The organism is Streptacidiphilus sp. MAP12-33, assembly GCF_041261265.1.
Classification (GTDB): Bacteria; Actinomycetota; Actinomycetes; order Streptomycetales; family Streptomycetaceae; genus Streptacidiphilus.
The window spans coordinates 173,313-193,167 of sequence record NZ_JBGCCA010000011.1 but is presented as its reverse complement, the minus strand read 5'-3'; the positions used below and the strand labels follow the sequence as shown (position 1 = coordinate 193,167).

At 71.4% G+C, this 19,855-nt stretch carries 24 protein-coding genes; 17 read left to right on the top strand and 7 right to left on the bottom strand.

The window, feature by feature from the left end; translation table 11 throughout:
• Positions 1–1,557 precede the first annotated feature (1,557 nt).
• The 13 genes from ABH931_RS14015 (at position 1,558) to ABH931_RS13955 (ending at position 13,378) form a co-directional block, all read left to right on the top strand.
• Positions 1,558–1,917 carry a hypothetical protein gene (locus tag ABH931_RS14015; RefSeq protein WP_370112937.1) on the top strand — a complete coding sequence of 120 codons (360 nt, stop codon included), beginning with the start codon at positions 1,558–1,560 and terminating at the stop codon, positions 1,915–1,917.
• 119 nt (positions 1,918–2,036) lie between these two features.
• Positions 2,037–3,206, top strand: a complete 1,170-nt coding sequence (locus ABH931_RS14010; protein WP_370112936.1) for a DUF932 domain-containing protein — start codon at positions 2,037–2,039, stop codon at positions 3,204–3,206.
• A gap of 156 nt (positions 3,207–3,362) precedes the next feature.
• Positions 3,363–4,799: a hypothetical protein gene (locus ABH931_RS14005; RefSeq protein WP_370112935.1), complete on the top strand. Its 1,437-nt coding sequence runs from the start codon at positions 3,363–3,365 to the stop codon at positions 4,797–4,799.
• 139 nt (positions 4,800–4,938) lie between these two features.
• Entirely contained in the window at positions 4,939–5,517 is a 579-nt protein-coding gene (locus ABH931_RS14000; RefSeq protein WP_370112933.1) for a hypothetical protein, read from the top strand.
• 251 nt (positions 5,518–5,768) lie between these two features.
• The gene (locus ABH931_RS13995; protein WP_370112931.1) at positions 5,769–6,275 is read left to right on the top strand and encodes a hypothetical protein; all 507 of its coding nucleotides are present in this window, start codon (positions 5,769–5,771) and stop codon (positions 6,273–6,275) included.
• A gap of 130 nt (positions 6,276–6,405) precedes the next feature.
• The gene (locus tag ABH931_RS13990) at positions 6,406–6,657 is read left to right on the top strand and encodes a hypothetical protein (protein ID WP_370112929.1); all 252 of its coding nucleotides are present in this window, start codon (positions 6,406–6,408) and stop codon (positions 6,655–6,657) included.
• A gap of 325 nt (positions 6,658–6,982) precedes the next feature.
• Positions 6,983–8,524: a ParB/RepB/Spo0J family partition protein gene (locus tag ABH931_RS13985; protein WP_370112927.1), complete on the top strand. Its 1,542-nt coding sequence runs from the start codon at positions 6,983–6,985 to the stop codon at positions 8,522–8,524.
• 149 nt (positions 8,525–8,673) lie between these two features.
• Positions 8,674–8,907 carry a hypothetical protein gene (locus ABH931_RS13980; RefSeq protein WP_370112925.1) on the top strand — a complete coding sequence of 78 codons (234 nt, stop codon included), beginning with the start codon at positions 8,674–8,676 and terminating at the stop codon, positions 8,905–8,907.
• A 496-nt stretch (positions 8,908–9,403) separates the two neighbouring features.
• Positions 9,404–9,598, top strand: a complete 195-nt coding sequence (locus tag ABH931_RS13975; RefSeq protein WP_370112924.1) for a hypothetical protein — start codon at positions 9,404–9,406, stop codon at positions 9,596–9,598.
• Between the two features lie 36 nt (positions 9,599–9,634).
• Positions 9,635–10,027: a hypothetical protein gene (locus tag ABH931_RS13970; RefSeq protein WP_370112922.1), complete on the top strand. Its 393-nt coding sequence runs from the start codon at positions 9,635–9,637 to the stop codon at positions 10,025–10,027.
• Between the two features lie 166 nt (positions 10,028–10,193).
• Complete coding sequence (locus ABH931_RS13965; protein ID WP_370112920.1) at positions 10,194–11,264, top strand: AAA family ATPase; 1,071 nt, start codon at positions 10,194–10,196, stop codon at positions 11,262–11,264.
• Positions 11,265–11,339: 75 nt separating this feature from the next.
• Positions 11,340–12,494 (top strand): PD-(D/E)XK nuclease family protein, encoded by a 1,155-nt coding sequence (locus tag ABH931_RS13960; RefSeq protein ID WP_370112918.1) that lies wholly within the window; start codon positions 11,340–11,342, stop codon positions 12,492–12,494.
• 326 nt (positions 12,495–12,820) lie between these two features.
• Entirely contained in the window at positions 12,821–13,378 is a 558-nt protein-coding gene (locus tag ABH931_RS13955) for a hypothetical protein (protein ID WP_370112916.1), read from the top strand.
• Here ABH931_RS13955 and ABH931_RS13950 read toward each other — a convergent pair.
• Entirely contained in the window at positions 13,375–13,857 is a 483-nt protein-coding gene (locus ABH931_RS13950) for a VOC family protein (protein WP_370112914.1), read from the bottom strand. The genes ABH931_RS13955 and ABH931_RS13950 overlap by 4 nt on opposite strands.
• A gap of 337 nt (positions 13,858–14,194) precedes the next feature.
• Between ABH931_RS13950 and ABH931_RS13945 the strand changes: the two genes are divergently transcribed.
• The 4 genes from ABH931_RS13945 (at position 14,195) to ABH931_RS13930 (ending at position 16,201) form a co-directional block, all read left to right on the top strand.
• Positions 14,195–15,136, top strand: a complete 942-nt coding sequence (locus ABH931_RS13945) for a single-stranded DNA-binding protein (RefSeq protein ID WP_370112912.1) — start codon at positions 14,195–14,197, stop codon at positions 15,134–15,136.
• A 92-nt stretch (positions 15,137–15,228) separates the two neighbouring features.
• The gene (locus tag ABH931_RS13940) at positions 15,229–15,570 is read left to right on the top strand and encodes a hypothetical protein (RefSeq protein WP_370112910.1); all 342 of its coding nucleotides are present in this window, start codon (positions 15,229–15,231) and stop codon (positions 15,568–15,570) included.
• 196 nt (positions 15,571–15,766) lie between these two features.
• Positions 15,767–15,976 carry a hypothetical protein gene (locus ABH931_RS13935; protein WP_370112908.1) on the top strand — a complete coding sequence of 70 codons (210 nt, stop codon included), beginning with the start codon at positions 15,767–15,769 and terminating at the stop codon, positions 15,974–15,976.
• Between the two features lie 72 nt (positions 15,977–16,048).
• A complete protein-coding gene (locus ABH931_RS13930; RefSeq protein WP_370112906.1) occupies positions 16,049–16,201 on the top strand; it encodes a hypothetical protein in 153 nt (50 codons plus the stop codon).
• Positions 16,202–16,233: 32 nt separating this feature from the next.
• Here ABH931_RS13930 and ABH931_RS13925 read toward each other — a convergent pair whose 3' ends face one another.
• The 6 genes from ABH931_RS13925 to ABH931_RS13900 all read right to left on the bottom strand — a co-directional run bounded on the left by ABH931_RS13925 (position 16,234) and on the right by ABH931_RS13900 (position 19,850).
• Positions 16,234–16,491, bottom strand: a complete 258-nt coding sequence (locus ABH931_RS13925; protein WP_370112904.1) for a hypothetical protein — start codon at positions 16,489–16,491, stop codon at positions 16,234–16,236.
• On the bottom strand, positions 16,481–16,699 hold the full coding sequence (locus ABH931_RS13920; protein ID WP_370112902.1) for a hypothetical protein: 219 nt from the start codon (positions 16,697–16,699) through the stop codon (positions 16,481–16,483). The genes ABH931_RS13925 and ABH931_RS13920 overlap by 11 nt, the downstream gene beginning before the upstream one ends.
• Before the next feature lie 72 nt (positions 16,700–16,771).
• Entirely contained in the window at positions 16,772–17,407 is a 636-nt protein-coding gene (locus ABH931_RS13915) for a hypothetical protein (RefSeq protein WP_370112900.1), read from the bottom strand.
• 21 nt (positions 17,408–17,428) lie between these two features.
• Complete coding sequence (locus ABH931_RS13910; RefSeq protein ID WP_370112898.1) at positions 17,429–17,983, bottom strand: NUDIX domain-containing protein; 555 nt, start codon at positions 17,981–17,983, stop codon at positions 17,429–17,431.
• Positions 17,984–18,381: 398 nt separating this feature from the next.
• Complete coding sequence (locus ABH931_RS13905) at positions 18,382–19,275, bottom strand: UTP--glucose-1-phosphate uridylyltransferase (protein WP_370112897.1); 894 nt, start codon at positions 19,273–19,275, stop codon at positions 18,382–18,384.
• A 41-nt stretch (positions 19,276–19,316) separates the two neighbouring features.
• Complete coding sequence (locus ABH931_RS13900) at positions 19,317–19,850, bottom strand: NUDIX hydrolase (protein ID WP_370112895.1); 534 nt, start codon at positions 19,848–19,850, stop codon at positions 19,317–19,319.
• Positions 19,851–19,855: the final 5 nt, after the last annotated feature.

The following is a 19,855-nucleotide window of genomic DNA, read 5'->3' as shown; positions in this document are numbered from 1 at the left end:
GGGCGGGGCCCTAAAGGGCCTGAGGAATTCCTTACGGAATTCCCCGCAGCGTGGATTCCCCTTCGGGGAATCCGTTCGTGGTGCTGTCGAATTCCCTTCGGGAATTCTTGTTTGGGCGATTTGAATTTCGTTCCGAAATTCGAGGTGAGGGGTTGTTTGGTTGGGGTGACTCCCTTTCGGGAGTTGTGGTGTCGGGTGTTGGCTCCCCGCGTTGCGGGGAGCTGGGCCGCCTTCGGCGGCTTGGTGGTGTGGTGGGGTGTCAGGCCCGTTGGGCCTGAGGTGTTTTGGTTGGTGGCTTGCAAGCTGTGAAGGTTCGGCTGTGGGGTGGTGGCGGCTGGAGGGGCCGCCTTTCGGCGGCGTGGTTTTTGCCTTCGGCTCTGTGTCTTGCATTCACCCGGCTATTTCATGGGTTGGCTTGCGAGGCATTTGATGCCGGAATCTTGGTGCGTGAACCAGTTTATCATGGCTGCCGATCTGGGATTATCGGGGAGAATTATGGCGGATTGAGTGGCCTTTCATGGCACTCCTTGACGTGTGCGTTCACCTCGCTGATCTGATGTAACGTCAGATAGTTTATGGAATGCGAATTCCCGACACGAAAACAACCGCTAAAATCCCCCACATCCCTGAGGGGCGCCTACGGCACCCAACACCACCCCGACACACACCACCTGAGCCACCACCAGAACAAGGCTCGGGCCTCGCCCGGGACGGCGTGCGAGCGGGCCGCAGAGGAGCGACCGCGCGAGACCGGGCCTGACAGGCAAGGGCCGGCTGCCCGGAATCACCACCAGGAAGGCCACACACCCCAGCTTCGCATTCCCGTGTCGCGCCTACGGCGTGACCGAGCGGGGCACGGGTGGGGCGAGGCCGGACTCATCCGGGTCCGGTGCCAACTTCCCTCGCTTGCCGCCCTGTTGAGGCCCGCGCTCATCGGGACGCACCAGGGTGGGGAAGAGGGCCCGGGTGTGGGTGTGGGTGTGGGTGTGGGGCCGGTGGCCCGACCCCGGGAGTGACACGTTTCGCCGATGCACCACCACCCAGCCCGGGTGACACCACTCCCCACCGCAAAGGGCCGAACCCAGACAGCGCTCCCAAGAAAGGCCCTGACGGGCCCCACGGGCTCTCAGAGAGCCCAGGGGGCCGGGAAAGGGGGCCGCGCGGCCGACACGCACAGGCACAGGACGCACCCCCACCCCCGAAGCGCGACCGCCCCCGCCCTCCCCTTCCCCTTTCACTCCGGGTAAGGCGGGCGCGCAGAGGGGGATGTCAGGGCGCGAGGGTGCCTCAGCGCCCCATCTGACCAGCGGGGATGCAGAGTTGAGCGCGGGGGCGTGAAAGTCCAGCCCACGGGGTGCGCCACGGGGTAGTCCACGCCCTGGATCACGGGACAGCTCACGGGGTAGCCCACGGGCCCATTGTGGGCCGACCGGGTGAACCCTCGGGGCGCGGCGCGGAATTGGGTGGACTGCCACCGGAGGATGTAGTTAACTATTAGTAAGTCGTCCGAATGGCACCGGGGACGCGACGCACACCACCAACGAAAGGACCTCCCAAGTGGAGATCATCATTGCTCAGGGCCACGTGACCGCCGTTGCCCGTGGCCCCGAGTCGGAGAAGGCCAGCGCTGCGCGGCAGATCGCCACCTACCTGCCCCTGCCGTCGCTCCTGGACGGGGCCCGCGTCCTGCACGACCAGGACGAGAACATGACCGCGCTTCAGCTGCCGACCCACGCCGGGCCGGTGCTGGTGGTGATGCCCATCACCGAGGACTGCCAGTACGTGATCATTCACGAGGGCAAGAGCGGACGCCGGATCATCGGGACGGTCCGCCGCGAGGACCGCCGCGTGCGGCAGCCGCTCCGTCAGGTGGCCTACCGCGTGGCCGAGTTCCTCCGCTCCCGCGCCCTGGTCTGATTCCCCGCAGGTGGGGGCCGCGGGGAAAACCGGTGGCCCCCACCCATAGAGTTACCTATTATGTAAGTCGTTGGGGTTGGCCCCCCGACGTCGACGAAACACCACAAGGGAGCACCACCATGCAGGAGCTGACCCCCCGCGCCGCCGTCATCACCCCCGGCGCGGACGGCACCGGAAGCGCCCGGAACGCCGACCTCCGAGACCTCGTGCAGGCCCTCCAGCACCAGCACGCCCGCAAGGCCGACCACGTCGTGTCCGCCGGGCGGATGCGCGCCGAGGGCGGAAACCTGCTGCTGACCGGCAACGCCCACACCCTGAGCACCGAGGGCGTCACCAGCACCGACGAGGCGCTCAGGCCCACCGCCATCGCGGACGAGGGGATCGCGGAGAAGTTGGGTATTCCCCGCGCCTACCTCCGCAAGCTGCGCGCCGAGCTTCCGGGGCTGTACGACGCGAACGTGAACGGGTGGCTTGAGGCCGACCCGGCCCGCAAGCTGATGCTGCGGACGTTCACGCCGGGCGACGGGGACGGCGGTGTCGGGGTGCTGCGCGCGGTGCTCTCCGACTCGTACCGGCGGATCGACAACTTCGACGTCTTGGTGTCCGCGCTGGAGGGCATCCGGCAGACCGGGCACGAGATCGACATCACCGGGTGCGATCTGTCCGACCGGCGCATGGTGGTCCGGATCGAGTCGCGCTCGGTGCGGGTGATGGCCCCCGAACTGCTGCGCGGCTACCGGTCCCCCTTCACCGGCCAGACCGGCGACCAGTTGCCCATCGTGTCGGCGGGTTTCGTGCTGGCCAACAGCGAGGTCGGGTCCGGTGCCTACACCCTCACCCCGCGCATCACGGTCCAGGTGTGCACCAACGGGCTGACCATGACCAAGGACGCCTACCGGGCCGTGCACATCGGCGCGCGCCAGGACGAGGGACTCATCCGGATCTCGGAGGACACCGACGCCAAGCACCTGGCGTTGATCCAGGCCCAGACCCGCGACGCCGTGTCGACGTTCCTGGACCGGGAGTACGTGGAGACCAAGCTCCGCGCGATCGAGCGCGAGGCCGGGCGCGAGGTCGCCGACCCCGCGAAGACCATCGAGACGATCGCGAAGAAGCTGCGGTTCTCCGACGCGGTGCAGCAGTCGGTCTTGAACCACTTCATCAAGGGCGGACAGCCCACCGCCGGGGGCATCCTCCAGGCCATCACGGCCACCGTACAGACCCTGCCCGACGCGGACGCCGCGTACGAGCTGGAGGCCCAGGCGCTGGCCGCCATGGCGATGGCCTGACCCACCCGGCCCGGTGCTGGGGCCGCACGGCCCCAGCACCCATCCGGCCGCCGAGCCGGACCGGCGCGCACGCGCCCTCCCTCTTCCCCTGACCTCCCGTGTCCCCCAGCCACCGAGCCGGGAGACCGGCCCCGCCCTGCCCAGGAGGCACCCCAGATGACCGATCACCGCACCCCCAGCGCCCCCGCCGGTAACCCGATGAGCCAGCGTGCCGCCGACGTCCTCGCATGGGCCCTCAGTGAACCGCTCCCCGCGCCCGCCGAGCAGGTCCCCTCCCCCGCCGACATCACCGCGCAGCCCGCCCCGGCCGCGCCGGTCGAGGACGCCGCCCCGACCGGGGCCCCGGAGACGGCCACGCCCGAGGAGCGCCCCGAGGTCGCCCCCGGCCCCCACGCCGGCATCGAGCCCCCGGCCGCACCGGAGCCCGAGGCGCAGCCCGCCAGTGAGCCCGCACCGGCCCCGGAGGAGCAGGGAGCCGCCGCCGACACGGGCACGCAGCGCCCGCACGCCGCAACGGACTGGGGACGCAGCCACATCGGGCGCTGCTGGGGAGACACGGAGATCGAGGACGCGTGCCCGTGCCCGCAGGAGGCGTGCGGGCTGGTCGACCCGGTGCGCGCCGACCCGGAGTGCGACCAGCACGGCCCCGGCACGCACAAGACCATGCGCCAGGGCCACCGGTCCGACCAGTGCCCCGGCCCGCGCCCGGAGATCACGCCCATGGACGCGCTGCGCCAGCGCGCCGACCGGGCCCGGAGCGAACTGCACCGGCTGGGAGCGACCGAGCGCCGCCAGGAGCGCGAACTGCGCTTCACCCGCAACGGCATCACGTCAGCTCAGGCCGAGCTGTCGCGGGTCATCGACGCGCTGTTGACGATGGTCGAGGAACTGACCGAGCCGGTCGCGCCCATCGAGCAGGCCGGGGAGCGACCGGCCCCGCTCGCGATCGAGCCGCCCGCCCGCCCGGAGGCCAGCGCCACCGAGCCGGTCGAGCCCGCCCCGGAGGAACCGGCGGCACGGGGCGAGGAGCGGGAATCGCTGCTGCGGGTGCTGGACAACCAGGCCGCCGAGATCCACCGGCAGTTCGGCCCCTACGGCCCGCACCCCCACACGCGCACCGGGGACACGCGAACCGACTGGTCGGCCTCCTGGCTTGGCCACACCCCGGCCGCGCGGTTTCGGGGCGAGCAGCTGACCGAGACCGGCTGGCAGCGCGCGCCGCTGACCGACCCCGACGGCGAAACCACCGCGTGGACCGTGGCCCGCACGCTCGCCACACTGCCGGGCGGCACGCCAGTGCAGTGGGCGACGGACGGGACCGTGTCCGCTCCGCGTCTGCGCTGGACCCCCGTGGCCACGGCCCGCCCATTCCCCGCCGGGAGCCGGATCAACTGGGCGCAGGAATTCACCGGTGCATCCGCACTGTTCACCGGCCCGGACACCACGTGGAAGCCGGAGCCCCACATCACCACCGCCCAAAGCATCGTCCACACGCTGCGCTCACTGCCCGCCCACGTCGACGTGTCCGAGCGCGCCGGAGAGCTGAAGGTCTTCACCCGCGACGGCGTGTACCGCTTCACCCCCCAACCCTGAACCACCCACGGGGCCGCCCCCACCGGGCGGCCCCACCCCGACGGCACAAAGACCGGCCGCGCCGCCACCGAGGCGGCCCGAGGGCCCGCCGACGGCGTGCCCTCGGGCCGGACCCACCCGCCCCCCGCGAGGAGTTCCCGTGTCGACCACGCACGCCCGCACGCCGGGCCCCTGCCCCACCCCTGACAACCTCTCCGACGAAAGCGCCCGCTGGATCACGTCCTGGCTGGGCGACACCGCCCGCCACCCGCTGTTCCTCATGGAGGTGAACGACGGAGCCGGTTGGACCCGGCACCCCTTCGCCGACCCGGACGGGCACATGCCCGCCGCCCACGTCGCCGAGGCACTGGCACTCATGGCCCCGCGCACCACCGTGGTGCGCGCCGGGCAGAGCATCACCGCCACCGGCCCCACGCCTCACGAGCACGTCCACATCCGCTGGACCCCCGTGCCCGACGCCCATACCTACGTGCCCGGCGAACCGGTCGACTGGACCGCCACGTTCACCGGCGACAGCTGGGAGACGGCACTGGTCGTCCACGGCGCACAGCACGCCTGGCAGCCGTTCCCGGACCTCGCCCGCGCGCACATCGTCCAAGAGCTGCTGTCCGGCACATGCTGCCGCCCCGACGGGGCAATCGCCACGGTCGACGCCGCCGGAGTCATCAAGGTCTACGCCACCGACGGCAGGATCCTCCGCCTCACCCCCAGCCGCTGAGCCGAAAGCGCGCGGACATGGGCGCTGCGCGAGCAACCCGCAGGATTCACCGCGTCCGCACGTCCCGGAGTGCTCCAGGTCCACACCCACGGCGAGGCCACCGCTTCACCCCCCGCCCGGCCCTGAAACAGCAGGGGGGCCGCGCGCACGCCCGCCCCCTGTCCTGCCCGTGCGGAAAGAAACCCCTCCCGCCGCCGGCTTGATCCGGGCAGGTCCCACCGACACCCAGAAGGGCAACCACCATGACCGCCATGACCGTCGAGAGCATCTGGCAGAACCTGCACCAGGAGACGGCGTCGGTCCTCGCCGTGTTCGGCTGGGCCGAGGAGGAGATCGAGAAGGCCCAGCGCCGCCACGGCGAGACGGGCCGGGGGCCGATCTGGCGCGCGGGATTCTCCCTGGCGCGCCCGGCCCTGGACCGGACCCGCACGTCCGAGATGCTGTACCGCTCCCACGCCGCCGAACTGCTCGACCGGCTCGCCACGGGCGAGGACACCCGGCCCGCGACAACGGCCGAGATGATCGCCGCCCTGATGGAAACGGCCCTGGGGGCCCCGCTCACCCCTTCAGCGTTCTGCCTGACGATGCGCCTGTTCCTGCGCGCCTTCCCGCAGACCGCCGTGTCGCTGTTCACCGACACCAACACCCTGGACCCGGCCGCGTACAAGAACGTCCACGGCGCGAAAGCCGACGAGCACGAAGCGGAGCTCCGCCGCAAGCTCACCCAGAACTCGCGCATGCCCGGCGCGACCGACTGAGCCCACGACGACCGTCGGCCGGCCGAGTATCACCACCCACCCTTCGAGGAGTTGCCATGCCGATCCCCCTTGCCCGAACCGCCCGCCCCCACCCGATCCCCGAGGACGCCAGCAGCGGCGGTGAGGGGGAGTGCTGACGCTCACCCACAGCGAGGACGGTGGAACGGTGCTGGACTGCCCGCACCCGCCCGCCATGGTCGCCGCCGCCCTGCGGCAGATCGGCTGGGTCGTCCGGCCCGACTGGCAGTGGAGACTGCGCGGCACCACCGGTCACCCGGCCGACGAGCGCCGCATCCGGCTCACCCAGAAGGCGCTGCGCCGCCGCGGATTCACCGTCCAGGTCAACCGCCCGCACACCCGCACGCCGCAGCAGCCGCGCTGACCGAGGAGGCCCGATGCCCACCCACTACCCCACCGCCCTGCCCCCGTCCCGGCGCACCGCTGGAACGCCGAGAAGACCGAGCCGGACACCATCGCCGACGACTACACCACCGCCGTGGACGGCGTACCGATCGGCTGCCTCAGCCCGCGCTGACCCGCGCCGCCGACCCGCACGCCCAGTCTCGGCACCGAGCCTGACTGGACGTCACCGCAGGTCAGGGGGCCACGGAAAATCAGTGGCCCCCATCCCGTACGTTACCTATTATGAAATCTGTCAGGGGCTGACACCCCGGACACGACGAACCACCACGCGAAGGAGACCCACCGTGGCCAGCACCACCAGCAGCACCGACCCCCAGACCAAGACAGCCGAGACCACCGCACCCACCGAGGCGACCCGCCCGGCCGCGATCGGCACGCTGATCGAGGTCCACCCCGACCGCCTCGTGGTCGACCCGGCCAACGTCCGCAAGGACAACCCGCAGCCGAGCGCCGAACTGCTCCAGTCCGTCGCCGAGCTCGGCGTCCGCGAGCCGATCGGCGTGCGCCCCGGCCCCGACGGCACGTTCCTGGTGTTCAAGGGCCAGCGCCGGATGCTCGCCGCCCAGGCCGCCGCCAAGACCGCGCGGAAAAAGAAGGAGCCGGTGCGGCTGGTGCCCGCAATCCGCGACGAGATCGACGAGGAGGCCGAAGCCGTCTTGCTCTCCCTGGTCGAGAACAAGCACCGCGAGGCCATGACCGCCCGCGACGACGTCAACGCCGTCTCCCAGCTCGCCCTGCTCACCGACGACGACGCCCTGCGCCGCACCCGCGCCGCGAACGCTCTTGGACTCACCCCGGACCAGGTCACCGCCGCACAGAGCGCCCGCAAGCTCACCCCGAAGTCGCTCACCACCGCCACCGCTTCCGGCTACGACCTGTCCCAGATGGCCGACCTGGTCGAGGTCGAGAAGGTGCCGAACGCCACGAACGTGCTGGACCGGGCCAAGAAGGACGACGAGCAGGGCGGCGGGCGCGGCCACTGGGAGCACGCCATGTCGAGGCTGCGCGGCGAGCTGGAAGTGATCGAGACCGCCGCCCGCACCCGCGCGGAGCTGGACACCGCCAAGGTCAAGACCGTGACCCCGCAGCCCTACTACGGGTACGGAGAGAAGCCGAAGCACCGCGAGCTGTCCGAGCTGCGCACCCAGCTCGGCGGACCGGTCACGCCGGAGAAGCACGCCGGCTGCCCCGGCCACGCCGCCCGGATCGACAACGCCACCGGCGAGCCGGTGTTCCTGTGCCTGGACCCGGTCGCCCACGGCCACAAGGTCCCCAAGACGGCGTCCAAGCCGCGCAGCGAGCAGGAGAAGGCCCGCCACGCGAGCGTCGTCGCGCACAACCGCGCGTGGAAGGACGCCCGCCCGGTGCGGCACAAGTTTCTCGCCGAGCTGGTCGCCCGCCCGAAGGTGTCTGAGGCGTTGCAGCTGTTCTGCCTCTCGCACCTGCTCCACCAGGACCAGGGCAGCAGCCGTTACGCGGACAAGGGCGAACTCGCCTACGTGGCCGGGTTCCTCGGGGTGCCGGAGCCGAAGACCGGGCGGTGGAACAAGCCCTTCCAGGGCAGCGTCACGAAGGCGATGAAGGGCCGCCGCAGCGCGAACCTGCTGCTCGCGCACGTCGCCGCCGTCGTCGAGTTCGACATGGGCGACCGTGCCTGGGAAGGCCGGAACGCTCAGGTCACCGAGTGGCTGCGGCTGCTCGCGGCCGAGGGCTACACCCTCTCCGAGGTCGAGGCCGAGATCACCGGCCCACTCCCCAAGCCCGCCTCCAAGGCCGCGCCGAAGGCCCCGGCCGCCACCCGAACCAAGCTCGCCAAGGCCGCCTGACCTCCTCCCCCGAGCCCGCGCAGGGGCCGCCGCCGAACCGGCGGCGGCCCCGCCGCTCCCCCACCCGTTCCCCAGCGCCCGCACCGGGCGCTGCGCCGACGTGCCCGCACGCCCAGTGCGCGGACGCACGCCACCGAAGGAGACACCCCGTGGCCCCGTCCCGCGACGACCTGCCGCTGTGGCTGGTCACCATCCCCTTCCGCCGCCCCCGCGACCAGCGCAAGGGCACCCAGACGTTCCGCGTCCACGCCGCCAGCGCCCGCGACGCCCGCACCGAGGCATGGCGGATCGCCCAGCGGCCCACCGCGCTCGCGCACCGGCGCGGCGCCGCCCTGATCCCCCACGGTCCGCTGCTGCTGCGCGCCGAGCGCATCGCCGACTGACCCCACCACACCCCGGAGACCCCGCCATGACCAACCCGACCCCGAACCCCGGCAACCAGCCCGCCATCCCGAAGATCCCGAACCCGCGCCGCTCCCCCGAGCCGCGCACCAACATCCCGCCGCAGCGCGACAAGTAGCCCAGCCGCCCCCGCACCGGGCCGCCCGCCGGGCGGCCCGGGCTGCTGAACGGAGCACCGCCGATGCGCCACGCCCACCGCAACGGCGTGCGGCACGTCGACGAGTGGAGCCCCGTCAAGGACTGGACGAAGCACGACGTCCGCACCCTGCACACCGCCACGGGCATGGCGCACCACTGGACCTACGACTCCAGGCCCGGCGCGAACGACTGGCGCGGCACCAGCCGCTGCTCGTGCTCGCTGTGCTTCCTGTCCTCACGCCGGGACCTGCTGCTCGGCGCGGCGCGCCGCCCGCGGTACGCCGCCCTGATCGCCCGCGTCGAACAGGTTCGCGGCGACACCTTCCCCCCGACTGGTCGATGCGGCAGCTCATCGACTGGTCCACCCAGCCCGGAGCTCCCGAGCCCGGCATCGTCCTCGCGGACGAGACACCCGAGTTCGCGCACCTGGAACTCCAAATCGCACGCGCACTCGCGCAGCCGCCCCGCACGCTCCCCCACCTGGCCGCCCGCCTGCCCGTCCACGGCGACGGCTGCACGGCCCGCTGCTGCTGACCTCTCTCCCCTCTTGCCTCACACCGGAGGACCCTGATGCCCTGCCACACCGACGTCTCGTTCCGGCTCCAGATCTCGCGGGCCGAGAAGCGCCCGCTGGCCCTGGCCGAAGCCGCCCTCGCTCTGGCCCTCCCCGACGACGACACCGCCACGGCCACCGACTCCGCACCCGCCGTCATCGCCGCTGAGGTCCTGGACAACGCCGCGCGCGGACACCTCGCCACCCGCTCCGCTCTCGCGGCCGCCGCCCTCACCGGCCTCGAAGGTGCCCCCGCCTGGGCGCAGGCCCAGATCCACCCCGAAGGGCTCCCGCACATGGCACTGCTGCGGGCGCTGGTGGTGTTCACCGCACAGCACGTGACCACCAGACCGGCAGCGGTACGGCTGCTCACCCACGTCCTGGCCCCGCCGACCCGGGCAGGCCGATGAACCCCGACGAGTCCGTCGGGCTTCGGGCGCAGCTGCACCAGCTCGCCCGCACCCTCCCCGTCCCGTCGGCGACCTGACCGCTTCCCGCTGAGACCTGACTTCTCCTGCTGCGCACGGCCCGTCTCGGCCGGGCCCAGCGCCGACCTGCCCCAAGGAGACATCCGAGATGACCGTGAAACTCAAGACCCGCAAGCCCACCGGCCTGGTGCCCTGGCCCTTCCTGCTGATCGAGGGCGAGGAGGGCGCGGGCAAGACCTACGCCGCCGCCGCGTTCTCCGCCTCGAAGCGGGTCGGGCAGACCTACTGGGTCGACCTGGCCGAAGGGTCGGCGGACGAGTACGCCGCGATCGAGGGGACCCGCTTCGAGGTCGTGGACCACGACGGGACGTTCCGCGACATCCGCGAGCAGATCGAGGCCGTCCACGCCGAGGCCCGCCGCGCCGCCGCCGCGAAGGAGCCGCCGGTGGTGCTGGTGGTGGACACCGCCACCGCACTGTGGCGGCTGCTCACCACCTGGACCCACGAACGCGCCCGCCGCAGCAAGTACAACGCCCGCACCCTCGCCGCCGACCCGGACGCGCCGATCGACGTCGCCATGAACCTGTGGAACGACGCCAACGAACGCTGGCAGCAGATCCTCTACCTGCTCCAGACATTCCCCGGCATCGTCATCGTCACCGCACGAGGCCGCGAGGTCACCGCGATCGACGAGGACGGCAAGCCCGTCAAGCGCGCCGGCAAGGTCCTGACCGAGTGGCGGGTCCAGGCCCAAAGGGATCTCGGGTTCGACTGCTCGCTGTGGGTGCGGCTGCGCCGCGAGCAGCCGCCCCAGGTCATCAAGACCCGCTCGCTGCGGCTGCGCATCGAGCCCGGCAAGCCGCTCACGCTGCCCGCGCTGGACATCGAGGACCTGATCTTCGAACGGCTCGGCTGCTCGGTGGAGACCCAGCCCCGCCAGGTCACCGCCCTCGCGGCGGACCGCACCCGGCCGTGGCTCGACCGCGTCGCCCAGGCCGCCGCCGTGGACGAGCTCAGCGCTACCTGGCGCGAGGCCAACCCCGACACCTCGGGCCTGACCCGCGAGGAGGCCGCCGTCGTCAAGGCCGCGATCCTGCGCCGCAAGGAGGAGCTGGAGAACCCGCCCGCCGATCTCGGTGAGCTCCCGGCCAGCGACGCGGACAAGCTGCGCGCCGCCGCCCAGCTCGCCCAGCCTCCGAGCGACGCCGAGGCTTCCTGACCCCCGGCATCTCGCAGGGGCGCGGCCCGCACACCGGGTCGCGCCCCTCGTCTTCCATGGAAGGAACAGCGCCCCATGTCCACCGCCCCCGTCCCACCCGTCTCCGTGTGGGAGGCCGCGCACCAGGTCGACGCCGACCGCCCCCGCTCCCGTCAGCGGCAGCTCGGCGCGTCCGACACCGTCTGCCAACGCCGCGCCGCCTACACCCTCGCCGGCACCGAACCGACCGACGACACCGACAAGCGCACCGCGATCCTGGGCACCTACATCCACGAAGGACTGCTCTCCGCCGCCCGCACCCGCTACCGGTGGCAGGTCGAGCGCACCGTCGCCGACCCCCTGATCCGCGGTCACATCGACGCCGTCCAGTTCGACGAGACCACCGCACGCCGCCTGCCCGAGCGCCACCGGCCCCGGGTCCACGCCACGGCCCGCGACGCGCAGGGCGTGGTGGTGGAGGACCTGAAGACGAAGTCCACGTATCTGTGGGACCGGGTACTCAGGTACGGGGCGACCGCCGCCGAGCTGCGCCAGATCTACACCTACGCCCGCCTGCTGCGCACCAGGGGGTTCGAGGACGTCCGCGGGCAACGCCACCTGGCCCGGCTCGGTCCGATCCCGGTGGGCACGCTGCGGTTCCGGTTCGTCAACCGCGACAACGGCGCCGAGCACACCCAGGAGTTCCACTACGACGAACGCGCCGCCGAGCAGGCCCGCTGGTGGGTCGAACAAGTCCACGCCATCGAGGACCCCGACACCGCGCAACGGGACTTCGACGGCCCCGGCCTTGACCCGACCTGCGATCACTGTCCGTTCCGTACCCGCTGCTGGCCTCCCACCACTCCGCCCGGTGCTGCGCCTCAGACGATCCTGGTGCGCGACGACGCCGACCGCGCCGCCGCGCTCGCCGACTACGAGCGCGGCCAGCAACTGGAGAGCCGGGGCAGCCGCATCAGGAAGCTCGCACGGGCCAAACTCGACGCCAGCCCGCCCGGCATCTACGGCGACCACCAACTCACCTGGACCGGCGGGAAGACCAAGCGCGAACCCGACGTCGACGCCATGGTCCGCCTCTTCCACGACGCCGGCCTACCCGTCCCCACCACACCGGACGTGGCCGCGATGACCGCACAGCTCAAGACCGCCGGCATCGCGGTGCCCGAACGCACCGCCCGCACCCGCACCCGCACCGCACGGACCATCCAGGTCCACCCCGCACACACCAGCTGACGCACGTCGCAACGCGACTCCGAGCACCGCTCCGGACCAGGTCGCGCCCTGTCCGCTGCAGGGTCATACCCAACTGGCCGAGCGGGCCACCGTACGCACAGCACCACCGACATCGGGCTTCCCTCGGTGAACGCAGCCGAGGCGGGCCCGGTCACAGCGGCCCACATGCCTCGCTCAAAGTTCGCCCATAAACGAGATGGCATCCGGAGGGAAATCTCCCTCTTGCACCAGAATGCTCAAATTCCCCTCAGGTCACAGGCGCCGCATAGGACCGCACACGTACTGTCGCGAACACAACAACGAAACAGGGCATACAAAGGAGTCCCGTGAACCTCCGCAGCACCGCGGTCGCCAGTGCCGCCATGGCCCTGGCAGTCGCTGCCGCCACCTCGGCCGCCGCCGAGCCCCAGTCCGGCCATCGCGACGTCACCGGCGCCAGCACCCACAGCTCGACCACCGCGACCGTTCCCGCCGCAATGGGGAACCTCTCCCCGCACGTGCCGATCGTCGTCGGCTGCAACTACAACGCCAACGCACCCGCGCGACTCACCTCCGGCGGGCCCCTCTACGCCACGTCCAACATCACCTCGTGCACCACCGACCCCGCCCCGACCGAATGCCACCTCAACGCCACGATCGAGGTGTACACCCGCGACATCTTCGGCAACTGGGTATGGGCGACGGCCGGCCAGAGCGCGGACAGCGGCTGGGGCCCCTGCAACCCGCGAAAGATCCTCAAGCCCTCGTACACCTGTCAGGGCATGGTGGAGAAGAAGCAGTACCGCAACTACACCACGCTCGCGATCCTCTACACCGTCGACGGCAAGAACGGCTCCAGCTCCAGCGCCGCGACCAGCGGCGCCAGCACGGAGTGGTGCAACTAACCCTCCACCACGGCGTACGTGAAACCGTGACCCGTGCGGCCGGGTGGCTGCTCCGCATCGGCCCAGAACGGGTCACCCGCGCAGCCCTCCCGGCCGCTCTCGTCATTCTCGAACGCCTCGAGTTCTTCCGGGCCTGAAGTGACGAGGAACCAGTTCCCTTCCGGGTCCGCCAAGGTGACCTCCCCCAGCCCGAAACCCCGGTGGACCTTGCCGACAATCTGAGCCCCGAGCACCATGAGGCGCTGCACCTCTCCGACAAGCCCGCCCGATCGCGGACAGAAGGCGAGTCCGGTGACCTGGGGCACTGCACCGTGATCCTCCAGCAGCAAGACCCCTGGATTGTCCCGGTCCTCATCGAGTCGCAGCAACGCGCCGTCCCCCGCCCCGACCGCACGGCATCCCGTCGCCTCAGACCAGAACTTCGCCTGCGCGACGACATCACGGACACGAATTGTCGCGTACCTGAAAAACAAGGCCATGAGGGCACACTACCCGCGCACCCCAGTGCGCCGACAGGCAAGACCACTCAGGCTCGATCGATGCACCACCGGGCACCTGCCCACCCCCGCATGCCCAAGCCCGACCGCAACCCTGATGAGCACGGCCAACACCACCGCACTGGAGGGCCCTCAGGCCCCAGCGCTCGACCTTCTCGCAGCCGAATACAACGACCGCGCCTGCTCCCCGTGGGCCTGCCGGGGCGAGGACGAGGACTGATCGCAGGTAGACCCGTGCTGGCGAGGATTCGAATGTCGCTGGACCCACAGCCGTTAGTTACCTATTTTGAAGTCGCCACACATTCGAGAGGAGGACCCCATGCGCGTCACCACACCGACGCCCCACGCACCCGCACCCGCGTGGCTCGTCATCCACGCCCGCGTCACCGACCGCCGAGCCATCACCGCCGACTTCGCAGTCGCGCTGCCCGACACTGCGGGCGACGGAGCAGTCCCCGTGCTCGCCGTCCTCGCCCTGCACCTGGCCGAGCTACGCCGCACCGGCGGCGACCCCGACCCGGCTACCCTGCGCACCGCGCTCGCCCGCGCCTTCCCCGGCATGCGCGGCTACCCCTACCTGCCGGTCCACGACCCACGCGTGGCCGTCTGCCTCGACCTCTCCCTGCACCCGGCCGCCGCCGGCGGCTGGGCCGGCGTCCAACTCGCCGTCACCGAGCAAGACATCGAAGCCGGTCGGCACCCGTGGAGCCGGATCACCCGCCGCCACGGCATCCGCGCCGTCCTGCGCCACACCGAAGCCGAACTCGACGCCGCCGAGCAGCACCAGCGCGCCCTCGCCCGCACCGACCGGTCCGCCGGACAGCGGGCCGACCGCGTCGCGCAGCTGCGCGGCGCGGTCGCGGCCGCGCTGCAGCAGGCCGACAGGGACGTCCCCCCGGGCACCCCGCCACCGCCCGCGCTCGGCACCCGGGCGCACCTGGCCCCCCGGACCGAGTCCCAGCCGCAGGTGCTCACCGGGGCGGTCACCCGTCCCGTGATGCTGCGCGAGGGCGAGGACGGTCCCGTCGCGCGGCTGCTCCTGGCTCCGGACACCCCGCCGGTCATCGGCGAGGTCACCGCGTCGGTGCTGGCGTGCACGCTGCGCGGCGACGCCGCCCACCAGGCCGCCGCATCCCTCACACCCGGCTCCCACGTCCTGGTCGTCGGCACCGTCACCCACCGCCCCTACACCGGTGAGGACCGCATCCCCCGCGTCGCGGTCACCCTCGACGTCCAGCACATCGGCCAAGCCCTGACCTGACGCCGCCGTACCACCGGCCCCGGAGCCCCTCCGGGGCCCACCGGCCGAAAACCACGCCCGGGCGCCGCCCGGGATGAAGGAGGATCAATCCCATGTCCGCCGACACCGCCACCACGCTGCTCGACCTGGCCGCCCAGGCCCAGCAGCAGTCCGACCCGGGCAGGCTCCGCGCCCTGCTCGCCAAGGGCCACCCCCTGTACTGCATGGTGCAGGAAGACGTCCGCACCCACACCCGCGCCCAAGCCGCCGACTGGAGCGACCAGGAACTCGCCGAGCACGCCGCCGCGGAAGGCATCGCCACCGCGCCCGGCGCGAGCCGCGAGGAGATCCTCGTCGACCTGGTCTTCGCGCGCTTCGACTCCACGCCCGCGGCCCTCGCCTACCAGGCCCTGGCCGAGCGCGCCCACGCCCACCACACCGGCCTCATCGACTGACGCCACCCGACAGGCTGGTTACCACCCCTCTGTCGGGTAACCAGTGCAGGTCAGGAACCCAGGGGCCCCAAGGTAACCAGCGCCGCACCGACCGAACCGTGACCACAGGAGCCCGAACTGGTTACCCAATTGGTGACCTCGCCGCGCTCCGATGCTCCTGTCCCAGAGCGCACCACGAGCCAGAGAAGAGAAGCCCTTGCACGCGATCGTGATCACCACCCTCGGCGAGGCCCGTGACGTCGAGCTCCCCGACGACGGCGGACACCAGGCCGAGATCCACCGCATCCTCGGCAGCTCACCCGACCAGGCTGTCTACCACCGCGAAACGCTGCTGTGGATCCACGGGAACGGCGCCGGCGAAGGCCTGCCCTCCAACCTGCCCGCCTGGACCCTCGCCTGCGCCTGACGCGGCCTCACCCTCCCCTACCAGCTGTTCGGCGACATCGTCCTCACCGGCCGCACCCCGGACGGCGACGCGGTGTCGCTCACCGCGTACCTGGCCGGGCAGGCCCGCGCCGTCACCGCCACCACCCTCGAGACGATCCGGCGCTGGCAACAGCAGCCTCCCGCCTCCAACGAGGCCGGACTCAACGAACTGCTCGCCTACGCCGCACACGACGTCGCCCGGTGACGGCCCACGAATCGGCCACTGAGCCAAAAGGCTTAGGCTTCGATGTACGCCAAGACGAGGACGAGCCGCAAAGCGGTCACGTAGTAGATGATCCGGACGCCTTCGATCTCGTCGCGGTAGTCCCGCAGCGCCGGGTGCCGGCTGGGCGCGCCGATCTCGGGGTCGACCGAGACGGCCACGACGGCGCGGTCCAGGCGGTGCAGCTCGGCAGCGGTCAGCTTGGCGACCTGGTCCTCGACGAGCTCGGTGTACTCGACACGCGCGCGTCGGGCACCGTGGCTACGCGACATGCGCCCGACCAGACTCCTCATCCAGCTCCGCGAGGCGCCGCTCCCGCAGCTCCTCCCACGTGCCGCCCTTGCTCGCCGGAAGACCGGAGGTCGCCACGTCCTCGAGGAAGGCGGCGAACTCGTCCGCACGCCGGCGCTCCTCAGCCGCCCACGCCCGCATCACCAGCGGGTCGACACCCTCAGGCTGCTCAGCAGCGAACTCGGTCACGGCGGCCCTCCTCGGCACAGCGGCACGCGCACAGCGTGTGGTCCGAGCGTAGCGCCTCCGCATCGGGCCTTGTCAGCGCTTCCGCGCTTCAGTCGTCCGGGCGAAATCACCCTTCGGCCCGATGGGAACGGCGTGCCAGCCCGAGGATCCACGGGCATGCCTCCCTTCCAGGGCGCGCGACAGCGGTGGGAAGGTGATGCGGCGGCCGGTGTAGGACGCGGCAAGGCGGCTGAGTGGAACGCGGTCGTGGGTCTGGCCCCAGCCGGACGGATCGCGGAAGTGGATGACCGGATCGGGGGCGTCCTCGGAGCCGTGGGCGACGATCAGGTGGCCGCCCTTGCGGCCGTCGATGGGGAACTGCTCCGTGATGGAGATGATCAGCGGTGCGTCGTTCAGGCGGGCCGTCAGCTCGCCGGCGGGCACGGGCTCGGCGTGGCCGGGTACGCCGAAGTCGGCGGCCATCGCGGCGAGCTGGGCGTGTACCCACCCGCGTTCGGTCAGCGCGTCTCGCTCCACCCCGATCAGGAGCAGTTCCGTCACCGTTGGGGCGGGGCGGCCGTAGGCGGTCAGGATCATCCTCAGGCACGCCATGCCGCATGCCCGGTCCGACCATTCGGCGCAGTCCCCGAGGATGCTGCCGCCGTACTGCTCCCACTCGGTGGGGGTGATGCGCTGGCGGAACAGGGGGATGTCGAAGAGCTGCGGCATGACGGGGCCTTCCAGGATGGTTCAGGGGGTGGGGTCGGGTCTCGCCGTGCCGCCAGGACGGCGGCGGGGTTCGGGCTCGTGATGCAGGTACGTGGCGGCTCCGGTGCGGCGCGCGGTGTCGGCGGCCTTGAGGCACTCGTACTCGCCCGGGGTGAGGACGTCCCGCCACGCGTCCATGGTGAGCACCCGCCACTCGCTGTGCTCTGCGGGGTCGAGGACGAGTTCGTTCAGCTGGTCGCCGGTCAGGTGGCCACCGTCGAAGACGAAGCCGATGTGGCACAGGGGCCAGCCGTTGCCGGGCAGCGCGAACGTCACCCCGAGCAGGCGCGGCCCGCCGCGGAACTGGATTCCGGTCTCCTCCGCGCACTCCCTCACGGCGGCGTCCCAGGGCGTCTCGCGGGGTTCGACGTTCCCGCCGGGCCAGTCCCAGCTGTTCGGGTCGATCGCGTTCCGCAGCCCGAGCGGGCGGCCTTGGGTGTCGGTGAAGTACAGGCAGCCGTAGAAGGTGGCGTTCGCGATCGTGTGAACGTACTGCTCCGGCGGCAGCCAGCCACCAGGTGTGGCCTGTTGGGTCATGGTCAGGACTCCGGGTAGGCGGTAGGGCGTTCGCCGCGGCGGACCTGCGCGGCGGTGAGCAGGCGAAGTTGCTCCGCAGAACGATCAGGCGGGGCTGGCGTCGGGGCTGGGCTCCTGGTTCACGGGGTGGCGGCCTCCCAGATGAAGCGCAGAGCGGTGGTAACGCGGGTCACCGCCTGGGGCTCATGTCCGGGAAGCATCGCAGGGAGAGCTGGCGTCGCGCGGCGGCTTCGGTGATGCAGAGGGGGCGCGTTGGGGGCTGCTGGTAGAGCCCGAGTTCGTGGACGGGCCGGAAGCGCTGGCTGGTCCCGATGTTGAAGCGCTCGCGCAGGATTGCCGTGCGGTCGCCGACGCTGCCCACGCAATGTCCGTGCACTGCTTCCGGCTTCACCCGCGGGTCAGTTGCCAGCAGGGCTGGCCATGGCGCGGAGGAGGGGTCCGTAGTCGGGGTGGGCGAGGGCGTGGGCAAACTGGGCGCGCAGGTAGTCGGCAGGGGTTCCGGTGTCGTACCAGGTGCCATCGATGACCTTTCCGTACGTCGGGTGGTGGGCGGCGTAGGTGTTGATGGCGGCGGTGAGGTAGACCTCGCCTTGCTGGTGTTCGTGCCAGCGGTCGGTGATGCGGCGCAGTTCGTCGACGATGCCGGCGGTGATGACGTAGCCGCCGATCGCGGCGTAGTGGGAGGGCGCGTCCTCGGGCTTGGGCTTCTCCATGAGTCCGGTGATGCGTAGGAGTCCGTCGCCGTGGTCGTGGTCGACGACGGGGACGCCGTAGCGGTGGGATTCTGCCGGGTCCATGGGCATCAGGGCGAGGACGGGGGCGCCGGTTGCTTGGTGGGCGTCGATGAGCTGTTGGGCGCGGGGGACGGTGGAGACGAAGACATCGTCGGGCCACAGGACGAGGACGGGTTCGTCGCCGAAGGAGCGGGCGGCGACCAGGACTGGGGTGCCGTTGCCGTAGGGGCCGTATTGGTGCAGGTAGGTGATGTGGCCGCGGCGGGCGAGGTCGGTGATTTCCTCGACGGCGCGGGCCTGGTCTTCCTTGCCGTCGGCGCGCAGCTGTGCGGCGAGGACGGGGTCGGGTTGGAAGTGCTGCTGGATCAGGGTCTTGTTGCCGGAGACGACGATGGTGATGTCGGTGATGCCGCTGTCGACGAGTTCTCGGACGGTGTGCTCGATGACTGGGGCGGCGCCGACCGGCAGCATCTCCTTGGGTGTGGCCTTGGTGAGCGGGAGGAGGCGGGAGCCGAGGCCGGCGGCGGGGATGACCGCCCGGCGGATCGTCTGGGGCACGGAAGGGCCTCTTTCGTGTCGGGCAGTCGTGGGCTGTGTGTTCAGACCCAGGTGTAGTTGTGGTCGGTGACTGCGGGCAGTCCCGCGTCGCTGATGTGCGCCGCCGGTGAGGTGAGGGCGGCGAGGGCTGGGCCGATGGGCGGGAAGATCGGTAGTTCGGCGGTCTTGCGGTAGTCGATCCAGTCGACGTAGCCGGTTTCCGTGCTGCCGTCGGGAAGTTCGTCGTGCTCTTCGGTGGCGAGGTGGGCGCGGACGTCGTCGGTGATGTGGAGGCGGTAGATCAGGTGGAGCTTGCGTGGGGGCGGGGTGGGGCCGGGGCGGGTGACGCGCTGGTCGGTGACCCACAGGAGCTCTGGTGGCGTGTGCTGCCCGGGGTGGAGTCCGAGTTCTTCGTCCAGCTCGCGGGCGAGTGCGTCCAGGAGGTCTTCGCCGTCTTCGACGTTTCCGCCGGGCGGGGTGTAGTGGACGGAGCCCGGGCGTTCGCGCCGTAGGAAGGCGACGTGGTCGCCGCAGAACACCAGCGCGCCGACGCGGATCTTGATCCTGCTGAACGGGATGCTTCCCTGCTCGGTCATGCCCG